The organism is uncultured Desulfobulbus sp. (assembly GCF_963662935.2).
GTDB lineage: Bacteria > Desulfobacterota > Desulfobulbia > Desulfobulbales > Desulfobulbaceae > Desulfobulbus.
Window position 1 is genome coordinate 329,672 of the sequence record NZ_CAXXTL010000001.1, and the last position, 12,369, is coordinate 342,040.

Annotated in this window: 6 protein-coding genes; all 6 read right to left on the bottom strand. The window is 61.4% G+C overall.

Going from position 1 to position 12,369, the window contains the following annotated elements:
• Positions 1-3: 3 nt before the first annotated feature.
• From ACHZCX_RS01455 to ACHZCX_RS01480, 6 genes are read right to left on the bottom strand one after another with little or no spacing between them, the layout of a single operon-like run.
• Entirely contained in the window at positions 4-1,992 is a 1,989-nt protein-coding gene (locus ACHZCX_RS01455) for an ATP-binding protein (RefSeq protein ID WP_319585463.1), read from the bottom strand.
• Entirely contained in the window at positions 1,985-3,673 is a 1,689-nt protein-coding gene (locus ACHZCX_RS01460) for a hypothetical protein (RefSeq protein ID WP_319585464.1), read from the bottom strand. Before ACHZCX_RS01460 ends, ACHZCX_RS01455 begins: the two co-directional genes overlap by 8 nt.
• A 12-nt stretch (positions 3,674-3,685) precedes the next feature.
• Positions 3,686-7,321: a hypothetical protein gene (locus ACHZCX_RS01465; RefSeq protein WP_319585465.1), complete on the bottom strand. Its 3,636-nt coding sequence runs from the start codon at positions 7,319-7,321 to the stop codon at positions 3,686-3,688.
• A gap of 18 nt (positions 7,322-7,339) precedes the next feature.
• Entirely contained in the window at positions 7,340-9,046 is a 1,707-nt protein-coding gene (locus ACHZCX_RS01470) for a hypothetical protein (RefSeq protein ID WP_319585466.1), read from the bottom strand.
• Positions 9,047-9,060: 14 nt separating this feature from the next.
• The gene (locus ACHZCX_RS01475) at positions 9,061-9,960 is read right to left on the bottom strand and encodes a hypothetical protein (protein ID WP_319585467.1); all 900 of its coding nucleotides are present in this window, start codon (positions 9,958-9,960) and stop codon (positions 9,061-9,063) included.
• Between the two features lie 18 nt (positions 9,961-9,978).
• The gene (locus ACHZCX_RS01480; RefSeq protein WP_319585468.1) at positions 9,979-12,363 is read right to left on the bottom strand and encodes a phage tail protein; all 2,385 of its coding nucleotides are present in this window, start codon (positions 12,361-12,363) and stop codon (positions 9,979-9,981) included.
• Positions 12,364-12,369: the final 6 nt, after the last annotated feature.

Below are 12,369 nucleotides of genomic sequence, written 5' to 3' on the forward strand. Positions count from 1 at the left end.
AGGTTACCTCGCCAGTTGCTCCAGTTGCGCGGGCAGATTGCGGCCCAGTTTCTGATATTCGCGCTGCAGGGCGGACACCAGGTGCTGCCTGCTGATCAGTTGATCCGGCGTGCTGCAGCCGGCGGCGGTGAGCACCACGTTGCGGATCTGGCCGCCGCTGAGGTCGCAGTAGCTGGCCAGGGTTTTACACAGGTTGTCGCCGGGGCTGCGCTGTCCCAAATGGTTGTACCAGAGGTGCAGCCGTTCCTGAAAACCCGGCATGGGGAAATCGACGATGGCATCCAGCCGCCGGGTAAAGGCGCTGTCGATGCGCTCGCGGCTGTTGGTGGTGAGAATGACGATGCCGGGGTGGTTTTCAATCCGGGTGAGCAGGAAATTAGTGAGCATGTTGGCGTAGCGCTCGCCGCTCTGCTTGGCATCGGTGCGGCGGCCAAACAGGGAGTCGGCCTCGTCGAACAGCAACAGGGCATCGGCGGCGGCGGCCAGATCCAAGAGGGTGCCCAGATTTTTTTCCGATTCGCCGACATATTTGTTCATGATGGCGGCTAAGTCGACCCGGTACAGGGGTGCCCCGAGGGCGGTGGCCACGTAACTGGCGGCCAGGGTTTTACCGGTGCCGCTGTCACCGACAAACAGAGCCCACAGGCCGGGATTGCGCGAGGCCTGCAGGGTGATACCGAGTGCTTCCCAGAGGGATTCCCGGCTGTGGGATCGGGCAATAAAGTCGTTGAGATTCTGTTCGACCATGGGCGGAAAAACGATGGCCTCGCGCCTGATCTGACGCTGCACCGGTTGGGCCAGCAGCCGCAGACGTTCGGCTCCCAGATCCCTGCGGGCCTGGGCAATATGGTCGGCATTCAGGGGAACGCGGCTTTGTCCGGCCCGCAGACTGGCATTACGGGCTACCCGTTGGATCACCGGTCCGCTGAGCAAGGCAGTTGCAGCACGCTCGGCCAGTTCCGGCTGTTCCAGATAGCGGGTCCAGAGGGTATGGCGTTCCTTTTGATCAGGGACGCCCATTTCCACTTCCAACATATCCTGCCCGGCCACGGCATCGTTTATCCCCAGAACGATCACATGGGGAATGCGGGGGGTTATGGCCGGCAATTGCCAACTTTCCCCGGTTGCGACCTGAACCTTGATGACCGGTAACCATCGTGCCAGCTGGCAGGCGAGGGGGAAAGCGGGCTGCTGTTGCCACAAGTCGGGGGAAACTTCTATGGCGCAGAGGCCCAGCAGCCCGCCCAGCTCGGCGGCGAGAAGACGACGACCACTACTGTTGTTGCCGCGAATCACCAGTCCGCGAACGTCACCTTTGGCCAGCAGCGTGGCCAGATGGGGTAATTGATGGCGGATGCGTTGGGGCAGCAGTTCCCGCTCTTCCAGCGGCAAGGCATGGCAGCCGGGCCAAAGGGTGGGGCGGCCGCACAAGACGGACCACAAAGCGGGTTCCAGCCGCAGCTGCCGCATCGACAGGGGGCCGGAACCTTCTGGAAGCAGGATGTGCTGTTGTACCAGGGCGGTCCCATGGAGTTCCAGAGCGTCAAGAACACCGGCGCCGAACAGTTCGTCAAGGATACTCAGGGCCAGATGCACTGCCAGCCGATTGCCGGGGTTAGGGGCCTGCAGTTCGCTCAGGGTGAGGGTGACCAGATAATCAGTCTCGGCACAGCCCACCAGCGCCAGCAGAAACGCCTGGGGCAAATCGATATGTTGCTCCCGCACCCAGCGACCAAATGGGCCGGGCAAAGCTGTAAGCTGACGTGGGGCGGCGTCTCGGATCTGCGGCCAGGAAGGCGCGGTTTCCACACCCAGATGCACCGCAGCCTGCTGCAGCAGCTGATCAGCCAGTTCGGTGTCATCATCGGATATGATCTGCCGCCAGAAATGAGCGAGGCCGATCCGCACCAGCGGTGCCAGTGGCTGGCGCTGGGTAAGAGGGATGAGCGTATGAATCGGTGCGGCTTTGGCAGCAGTGCTGGTGTCAATCATAATGAAAGGTTACAACCCGGCCCAGCCAGGGTAGCCAGCCGGGATTGATATCAAGCCCGGCCAATCGCACCGGCAGTTGCACGGTGCTCAGAGGAAGGAACATATCCACATGGCTGGGAGTGAAGTGGATGCGAGCCGTCAGGAGCAAAAGATCCGGTTGCCACAGGGCGGCCCGGCCATACCAGCGTCCGGCCAGTTCCAGCAGTTTCGTGCGTACGGGTAAAGGCGGCAATTGTTCCAGTTCGGTTCGGTGATCAAACCCCAGTTGGGTGGCGAGGAAGGAAGTGATCGGGTCGGTTTCATCCAATTGCAGTTCCTGTCCCAGCCGGTAGAGCCAGCCCCAACCGTTGGGGAGCTGGTGCCACCATTTTTCCATCAGAGATTGTATCTCGCTGCGGTTGAGGACATTGAGCAGATAGAGCAAGCCGCCCTGACCGGTGTGGAACTGGTCAAAGGCCAGGTCGTGATCCTGGGCCTGAAAGCGCAGCCTGGGCAAAGGTTTTGCGATGGGCTGTGCTGATTGATTTGCCGATGGGTCATTCTGATTGCTGCGGCAGGCCGCGTCAGTGGACAAAAGGCTTCCATCAGCACCGACTGCAGTGTCGGTCCGGGTTGAACGGGATACGGGGGGCTCTTTGGGGGGGATTGTTGCCGGATCACCAGGGTCAGGCGTTGCATGAGAGAGAAGGTCACTCACTTCGTCGTGTAGGGTGGCTGCAGCGCTTACCGTATCAACGGGAGCCGCTGCAACAGAGACATCTTCCCTGAGCAGGAGCATTGGCTGCGGGAGCTGCTGCGCCGGTGATGTGCCGGCGGCGACCTTAGCATGGTCGTTAAGGCGTACGGTGTCCCGTGACCCAAACATATTAAGCAGCCGGGCCAGTAGGTCAGCCGGCGCCTGTTGGAGCATCAGAGGTGCAACCTCTTGGCCTATCACCAGCAGTCCCAGCTGATACCGGGCATCCGCTGCCGACAGTCCCTGCAGCAGCGGTTGCCAGCGACGGTGGACTGCCGAGCTGATACGCAATGCTGCTTTTTCTATACGTTGGTGTCCCTGCTCTTCCGCCCTTATGTGCTCGGCTTCAGGTTGGTATGCATGCCCGATGCGTCCCTGTACATGCTGAATCGCTTCTATTTTCGGCAGGGAAAACCCGCCTCTCCAGGCCAAGGCGTGTTGCAGTCTCCAGGCATTCTCTTCATCCAGGCTCAGCCAGACCTGCGCCAGTTTTCCGTGGCGGGCAAGGGTGGCGCAGACAGCGGGCAGATGAGCGAGATGATCCGTCAACAGGTCGGCAACCGCTCGGGGCAGCGACAGGGCAAACAGGTGCGCCCAGCGTTGCCAGTACCAGGGTCGCGGCGTTCCCGTTTGCACCAGATCGGTCAACAGGGCCGTCAGCATCTCGGTCAAACCGGTAAAGCGGACCACGTTGTCACCGCTGTCCCCCTGCACATGCTGTCGGGCGTCCTGCACCAGCTGCTGCACCACCTGGCTCCGTAACCCTTTGGCATGCAGTCGGCGGATGAACACCCAACTTTCTCCCGACGCGTCAGGCCAGTCGGCCCATTCGAGATCCTGCCGCAGCCGGGCTGCTTCCTGTGTCATCCTGGTGTTGTCCGCACCGGTCTTGCTGCAAATGCGCAGTTGGCGAATGGCGACGGTTTCCGGCTGCAGGGTGGTCATGTCTATGCGTCTTTAAAGTTTTTCTTTGGTGCGTTTGTTGGCCACCACACTGAAACGGGTGTTGATACGGATATTGGGGTCCATCAGATCGATAATGTTGACCTGGGTGTTGTCCGGTGTGTGATCTTCCACTGCCAGTACCGCCACCACGCGCTGGTCCGGATCGAGCAGCTGCAGCCGGGTGCCTGGAGCCGGGGCGCGGTTCAGTTTCACCTGAAGGCGTTCTCCTACCCGTGCCAGCCGGGGCGGTACATGCACATTGCCGCGCACGATATCCTGCGGGTCACCCAAGGATGCATGGATCAGCACGGCGCGGACTAGGTTGCGCAGGGCGCTGCGGCTGTTGGCGGAAGCGTCCGTTGCCAGCTGACGGAACCACCAGCTGATCAGCTCGGCCACGGTGCGGGTGGCGTTGAAGTCGTCGGCTTCGGCCCGTTCCAATCCCGGCCACCAGGAGACATCTTCCACCCGAATCTGGTCATCTTCGGCCAGCTGGCCCCATTGCAGGCGCACGGAGCCCGGCAGCAGGTTGATATTTTCCAGCAGGCAGGAAACGCCGTGCTCCAGTTGGTCGTGTAGCTCCTGGGCTTCTTTGCGCAAGGGGCCAGTGGTGAGGGCCAAATCTTCCAGCGACAGCACCTTGGCCGCCTCAGCCTGGGTTTGCAGGCTGCTGACGGTGAAGGCGGGTAGAGTGTAGGCGGCCCACTGCTGAAGCACGCTGCGGTTCTGCAGGTGAATGGTTTGCAGCCGGGCCTGCAGGGTGTCGGCGCTGCCGCTGGTGGGCAGTGCTGCCGGCCGTGCCTTGAAGCGGGACTGGCGCAGCTGGCCTAGATAGTCGAACTGGTGGAAAGGCGGCAGCTTGGCCTTGAGGGGCTTGAGTCGGGCCCAGTCGTCCATGGGGATTTCGCAGACAGTGTTGAAAAAGACTGTGAGGGCATCCGGCAGGTCAATGTCTTCCTGCCAGTCGCAGCCGGGCACGATGTCGCGGCTGCTGCCGTGGCGCAATTGCAGGGGGTCAGCCAGAGCCGCACTGATCGGCGTACTGCGCACCCGCACATAGTACAGGCCGCGCAGATCGGTGGTGAGAATACGGGTGCGTTCCTGGGTGATGGCATACACCTGGCGCCAGTCTTCATCGAGCAGGCGCTGAGCCACGCCGTAATCCCCCAGCTGTTCGATACGGAAACGGTCCACATTTTCCAGGGTTTCCCGTGCCACCTGGATTAATCCTGCCAACTTGTCGATCTGAGCGATTTTTGCCACCTGTTCGCGCAGTTTGCCCTGCAGTTTTCGCTCAATATTGTTGTAACGAGCTTCGCAGATCGCTATCCACTGGGTGAGAAGCCGGCCCGCCTTGAACAGGGCATGGTAGCGGTATTGGCTGAGCAACAGCGAACGTTTTTTGGCATCGCCGCTGGCGGCCGCAGTGGCCAGATTATCCAGTACTTCTGGAGATTCCAGTCTGTTGCTGCGCTCAAAGGGGTTCTGGTCGCCGGGACCTTCGCCGGCCTCATCAGCCCTTCCCACTTTTTGCAGCTGGTTTCGAAGACTGGCGGCATCGGTGGCGTCGAACAGGTCTTTCAGGGTAGCCAACAATTCTTTCATGCCGTAATAGGCCTTGGCGTATTCGTTAATTTCCGGACTGATATGGTCGATTACGCCGAAACGGTACTCCTTGGCCTCATAGGCGGGTTTGGCCACCGCTTCCCGAGTGATGCGTGATAACTGGTCGAGTCGGGTTTTATTGATGCCCAGTTCAAAAGCGGAAAAGGTTTGCGGTCGACTGGTCAGCAGCAGTTTGGATTTGGAGGCGGTGGATGTAGCAACCTGGGCTGTACTGAACAGATTGGTGCTGAAACTGCTGCCGGAGACGGCTGACTTAACCGCATTCAGATTCACGGCGGCTGCCATCAGGGGCTGAGCCGTTGCGCCCTGCGCCGTTGTGGCCGCAGTGCTGCTGGTGGGCGTTTGCGATGTGTCCAGGCTGGCATAGGGCAGCCAACGGGCAACCTGCAAGCCGCCGCCGTCTCCCGCCACACCGCCGGCCAGGGCGGCCAGGGCCACGGTTTGGGAATCCAGCTGCTGACGCATCAGCAACAGCAGGTCACGGCTTTTTTCCACACGGCTGCGAATGGCTCGAATCTGGTTTTCTATGGCTTCCAGTTCCACCAGACCCACGGCATAACGGATCACCAGGCCATCTTCGCTGGGCGCGGGAACAGCGGGGGGCGCACCTGCCACCAGCCACTGGGTGTAGAAGACAGGAGGTGCCGGTACACCCTTGTTGAAAGGATAGGGAATGGTATTGTTGTCCGGGTCGAGTTCGGCATCGGCGCGGTTAATCACGGCCGTAAAAAAATTAACGGGAGGAACGGGCGGCGATTCCGGGGCGGGCAGCCCTAGTTGCTTCAATTGAACAGGGTCGAGCACCGAATGAACCGGTTGTTCTTCGGTGGGCTCCAGATAATAGAGTTGGTTGAACTGCTGGTGCCATTTGCGCCAGGCTTCGTAAGCGCGCATATAAAAGCGGTAGATGTCGGCTTCCAGCTGGCCGTCGGTGGGAGGAATATCGAGCAGGTTGCCGCGATAATCCGGTTCGTTCACTGCCAGCAGCAGCCGGACCTTGTCGCCGGAGGGTTGGCGCAGGTCAATCACCCGGCGGGCGATATGGCGGTTGACCAGTTCCAGTACCGCCTCTTCCGGCACCGGCACCATATCGATGCCCAGATGCTGGGGCAGCCATAACAGGCTGGGCGTGGTGGAGGCCGGATTCTGCAGCCATTCCAGCGGCAGTTGTCCGGCGGCGGGCAGAAAGTCCAGGTGCAGGTTATCGGTCAGAAACTGGGACAGCGGAATGGCGGCATTTTCTTCGAGCGCGGCCTGCTGCATCACCCGGCGAAGAGCGGCGCTGGTCTGATTAAGCAGCACCCGGTAGCCGCTGTGGGGCAGTGCTTCGTAGCGCCCGGATTCCTGCGACAGCCACAGGGGAGTGAAGCCTCCATTGCTGTCAGGGCCGATGGCCAGCAGGGCCAGGGGCACGGCTGTGCCCAGGGCGGCCATGAAGTTGGTATCCACGCGGTCGGCAGTCACCCAGTTTTCGATCAGTTCACGGGGGGTGGTGGTGACCGCGCCGGGGACGATATTGAGCCGCTGCAGGATCAGGGTGCCTGTGACCACCAGCCGGGTATCCCGCGTGGGGTCAAGTTCGGCGCGCTGACAGGGCTCGGTGCCGGGGCTGTCCACTTCCCGGTTGGAACGTTTCAGCAGCAGATAATAGACCCCGGTGGCGTCATTGGTGGTGTTCGCATCGAGGAAGGCATTGATCAGTGGCTGCCATTCCGCCCGCAGGGGGTAGTACAGATTGACGGCGCATCCGCCGGCGTCCAGGCCTAGTCCGGGATTGACAGTGAAACCGTCGGCGTCAATGCCGTTTGGCCCCAGATTGATTTCCAAACCATGCACGATCCCGCCCTTTCGACCCCGCAACAGGGATGCCAGCCGCAGGTCGGCGTAGACCTGCGCACGGTCGAATTCCTCTTCTCCCAGGTGGCGGCCGGGAAACATGTGGACCCGTTCGAATCGGCGCGGAAGGGGAGGGATGCGGAAGGGCGTGCTGGCGACCGGATTATGGAGCTGTATCAATGTCATAGCGGGCTACTCCTCGGTTCAGGCCACGAGCTTGGACCATTGATTGAGCAAATTGGTATCGAGGCCCAGATCGCTGCCCAGGTTAGCGACCACCTTGGGAGTGACCGCCTCGACATCGGCCGCAAGCAGGCCCCGAAGGAATTCGGCCAGCAGCTTGCCATCGGCTAGGGCTAGCAGGGTTTGCCAGATCAGGCTGTCGTACTGGCGTTCGATGCGCATCAGGATGCTCGCGCACTGCTGCGCCACCAAGGCATCTGTCCCGAAGTTGCCGAGCAGTTTGTCAAAGGCATCGTTACTCTCACCGGCATTGGGCGGACGTAATTCGGCCAAAGTTTTCAGATTGATCCGTTCGAGGAAAAGGGCGTTTTCATCTTGTACCAGGCCGCCGCTGTCGGCGGGGCCGCCCCCAGGTTCATCTATCTCCACCGGTGGCGCAGGCATGCTGGCGCCCAGTGCGAGCACAATGCCGCTGATGGCGGTTTCTGCGGCACGGGTGGGACGGCGCACGTAGAAGGGGGGAGTATCTCCCAGACGGTTCCAGATATTGGTCCAGGCGTTCAGATCCGCATCCAGGGCATGGACCGGCCGAACCGGGTACAGTTTAAGTTTCAGCAGATCGATCTGCGGCAGGCGGCGGTTGACGGGATCAATCACTCGTTCCAACTGGGCGGCATAGTGGCCGTAATCGAGATTGCTCAGAGGAACCAGCACCACCACATCCACTGGTTCGCCGTTACTCAGATCGATTGGAGGCAGATTGAGGGATTCGGCTTTGATCAACTCCACGTCGGACTGGCGGATGGGGGCGATGACCACCTGGTAGTTTTCGGGGAAATACCCCTGGCGGCCGCTCATCGGATCCACCGCATCCTTGGGCACGGTACCCACCGGCGGAATCAAGGAAAAGTAATCGGCGGCGTGAAAATCACCGTTGAGCCCGCCGCTGCGGCGGGCGGTGAGAATATCCGCCAGCAGCTGTTCATACTGGCGCTTCAGATCGGCCTGCAGATCACCCAAGCCCGGTTCTGCCTGCACCGGATGACGCAGCAGTTCCGCATCCAGCCATTGGGGCGTGTCGTTTTCGATGGCCAGCACGCCCAAGGCCACGGCGTCCTCGGGTAGCAGGCTGCTGAACTGATCGTTGCCCAGGAATTCCCGCATAAGGCGGCTTCGGATGAGCAACGGGCTTTGCTTGGGCAAGGGCACCGGCAACGGCACCAACCCCATCTGCACAGATTCGGTAATCAGGGCGTATTGGAAACCGCGTGTGGCCCCCAGGTCTTTAGGGAAGACCTCGGCGATGTCGGTGCCCACGTCCACATAGCGCAGCACCACGGCATACAGGGCCCGGTTGAAACGGCGGTAGTTGCCGTCATTGAGCTCTGCAATTACGGCTCGTTCGCCAAGATTTACCTGGAGCGTACTGCCCAGTTCCAGGACGCGGCCGGCCGGAGTCAGTGCCTGGCCCGGCTGCAGGGTGAGCAGGCCGGTGAAGCGGTCCAGGGACAGCTCCAGACCGCCCATGATACCGCTGCCCAGCACCCGACCCAGTTCCCGTAAACGCTGGTCGAGATACAACTGGTCCCGGGTCAGGTCTTCGGCGGTGAGCAGGCGACCGTCGAAGTAATGGGTCCGGGTGAGGCGCGGATCAATGTCGGCGATATGGTCGAGCCCTTCGCCGCTGGCGACGGGGTTGCCCAGGGGTTGAAACAGGATGTCGCTCATGATGACCTCCGTGATCAGGGCTGGCGGCTGAGCCAGGCCAGCTGGCTGGCACTTGCCAGAAAGGGCCGCACCAGGTTGTTAATCGAAATACGTTCAGGGTTCACCACGATGGCATTGATATCGGTGGTGGTGATGGCAATTCGGGCCAGCAGCAGGCGGGCGCCGAGTTCAAATTGGTCGTTGAGTTCTTTGATGCTGACCCCACTGTGCTCCAGGGCGTGCAGCAGATGGGCGTGCAGGGCCAGTTGGGCGCCGGCCGCTGCACTGACGGCAGCGGTATCGTCCAGGGTTTGCTGTTCGGCGGTACTCAGCGTCAGGGCGCCCTGGTTCAGCGGTTCGTGGCAAGCCCATGGCTGGTAGCGGGTTTCAGCGTTTGTCGGCAGTTCCGGAATCAGTTCCAGCATCACGCTGTCGGCGGTGCGGCTGGGCTGCACGGCGTCGGTGCTGAGGTTGAGTTTACGTGCCAGCACGGGTTGCTGGGCGACCGGGCAATCTTTCTGGCGGACGCACACCTTGAGCCACAGCAGGTTGTCGGCGTCACTGTATCCCTCCCGCAGATGGGATTCTGTCTGAGCGGTCAGCCATTCCCCCATATTGATGCAATAGGTTTCATGGATCAGCACTTCGCGGCCCAAGCCGTCAATACCGATGCCGGGGCTGACCAGTATCCGCACGGTGATCGGATCGGTGTCGTTAGGGTGGGTATCCGGAGAAATGATTACACGCATGCCGGCCAGGGTGCCATAGCCATGAAGCCAGTACTGATGGCGGTTAAGACGGCGGCGGTGATACATCTGTTCGTCGCGCGTGGCCTCCAGGCCGAGCATCATGCCCGCTTCATAGGCCACCCGGCGCAAAGGTTCCGCGAGGGTGGCGTCCTGTTCCAGCGTGTTGTAATCGTTTACAGTATCCATTATGCCTCCTCGGCACTCTCAGAGCGAGAGCGCGTTAATATCGGCAGGGTAAAAGGCTGCGGGGTTTTTCAATACGCCTTCTTTTCCCAGGTAGGTGTCATCCAGTCGCACCCGGCGAAAATCCGGGGTTGTTTCAATAAAGGTGTCCACTGCCAGCAGGGGTGCGATGCCCAGCACGAACGGATGCTCGGTGGCAAAAATCCGCCACTGCAGATGAGCGGGCATCTGCTCGGCCAGCACTGTTTCCACAGTGGTGCGTAAATTCACCCCCCGGCCGTGCAGCAGTACGGTGACCTGATGGGCGTACTGCTCGAAAAAGGCTTTAACGAGGGCCGCCTCTTCCTTGGTGGCCAGATCAGGAGAAAAGAGGGCCAGGAATTCGCGGGCGTCGGATTCCGACAGGATCAGACTGTCGCCGATGATACTGTTGCCGCTCATGCCGGTGCCCAGGGTCAGCGGGTGATCGGCATCGTCCATGCTGATGCCGAGAATGATCGCCATGGTGCGGCGCAGGCGGAAATTTTCCACCAGGACGATTTCTCCGCGCTGGACCGCGCCGTCACAGGCGATGTCCAAGGCCAGCTGCACCCCGTAAAGGGTGCCTTTGTATTGCTGCACTAAAGTGGTTTCCCGCACCAGACGCCGCTGCCGGGACTCCGGCCAATGAGCAGGCATAAGGGTGCCGAGTGCCTCCGCCAGCCAGGGAAGGTGCTCCGGCAGGGTCGAATCAGGGGAGGCCAGCTGGTCGCTGGCTGCGATACGGCCCTCGAGCGGGGTCAGTATCCCTTCAAAGGCTGCCAGCAGTCGTTCGCGGGTGTCGGGGCCGTTGGCTGCGCCGGTGCTGTGAGCGGGATCAAAACTCAACTCCTGACGGTACAGTTCCGGCAGATAGGCTTCCTGATAGGAAAAGCGGGGGTAATAGACACGGAGAGCGTGCAGGCACGGTGTCTGGCGGCCATTGCCGCGCAGGGTAACCTGCAGCTGCAGATAGCGGCCGGTCAAGCGCCGAATCGGGCCTTCGGGCCGCTGCAGCAGGATTTCAAACAAACCGCCGGTGCCAGTTGCGCTTTCTGCCAGGGATCGGGCGAACGGGAGTTCAGACGGCAGCGGATTCCACAGGGGAACAGGCTGGGGAATCAGAGCGGCGCTGCCGCGTTGATCGGGCGTGGCATAGACTCGGGCGGCGATTTCGAGACTGCAGCCCGAAGGAATGTGGGCATCCAGATACAGGCGGTGCCAATGGGTGTCGGCCTGGCCGGAATCGAGCACGTGCAGCAGCAGGGCGGAGGCTTCCAGGTGGAATCGAGGCCGGCGCAGGGCATGCAGTTCACGGGGACGCGGATCAAAGCCCGGAAAATCAGGATCCACTGCTGCCTGATAGCGCAGCTGGCCATCGGCGCTGGTGACAAATCGTGGCACTGCAAGCGACAGCATGGGATAGCGCTCATGCACCAGCATGACTGTGCCGGTTGCTGCTGAATTCCAGCGCAGTTCCAGGATGGTGGCATCGCGTTGGGTGAAGGCGGTGTCACCGGTTTGTTGAGGAGCGAGCGCTGCCAGCCGCCCTGGTACCGGATAGCTGGAGTCGGCTGCCAGTGCCAGATCGATCACAAAGGGGACTGCATCTTCACAGGCGAATAGGGTAAAGGCGCTGTCAGGGCGATCGCTCAGAGGCCGGGTCAGAACGGCTTGGTTGCCGCCGCCGTCATGGACTAGCAGATAGAGTGTTTCAGTCTCGCAGCACAGCGCCAGCGCTTCCCAGCCAGTGGGCAGCGGCTGCACCCATTGCAGCTGCAGGGCATCAGGGTTCATCCGTTCCGGCTCAAAACGAGCCGGTTGCGGGTTGTAGGGCAAGGGCAGGGGCTCACCGCTGCAGAGCAGCAGATGGTGGGCGGTGACCAGCCAGATCCGATTATCGGTATCGATGGTGGCACGACGAGGCGGCGGCAGGGCAAGACCTTCTTGGTCGATGCTCAGGTCGCAGGCGGTCTGCCAGCGCCGGGCCAGATGAAACAGCACCAGACCGTGCTGGGTTCCATCGGTGTACGGCAGGGCCAGGCGGCCGCTGCCCCCCAGGGCCATATCAATGAATTCTCCGGTCGGCGCCAGCACATCCGCCATCTCCTCATCCTGCAGGGTCAGAAAACCGCGGCCGCTGTTGCATTTCACGGTGGTACGGTCGGCACTCAGGCGGCCCACTTGATTGAAGCCGTCCAAAGCCAGGGGGGTGCTGGTCTGCCAGGCTGCGAGAGCCGCTGTCGGGTCGGACGCAGGCAGGCGCAGGTTCTGGTTGGGTGCCAGCGTCAGAGCCTGCAGGGCACGGTTCCACTGCAACCGGCTGGAGCCCTGTTCGAACTCTTCGGCGCTGCGCAGCAGAAAATAGGGGGTGTTATTGACATCCATACTGCA

What these genes read in the sequence shown, in the direction of transcription:
- ACHZCX_RS01455 (WP_319585463.1), bottom strand. Translation starts at nt 1,992, where the DNA reads ATGATTGACACCAGCACTGCTGCCAAAGCCGCACCGATTCATACGCTC.
- ACHZCX_RS01460 (WP_319585464.1), bottom strand. Translation starts at nt 3,673, where the DNA reads ATGACCACCCTGCAGCCGGAAACCGTCGCCATTCGCCAACTGCGCATT.
- ACHZCX_RS01465 (WP_319585465.1), bottom strand. Translation starts at nt 7,321, where the DNA reads ATGACATTGATACAGCTCCATAATCCGGTCGCCAGCACGCCCTTCCGC.
- ACHZCX_RS01470 (WP_319585466.1), bottom strand. Translation starts at nt 9,046, where the DNA reads ATGAGCGACATCCTGTTTCAACCCCTGGGCAACCCCGTCGCCAGCGGC.
- ACHZCX_RS01475 (WP_319585467.1), bottom strand. Translation starts at nt 9,960, where the DNA reads ATGGATACTGTAAACGATTACAACACGCTGGAACAGGACGCCACCCTC.
- ACHZCX_RS01480 (WP_319585468.1), bottom strand. Translation starts at nt 12,363, where the DNA reads ATGGATGTCAATAACACCCCCTATTTTCTGCTGCGCAGCGCCGAAGAG.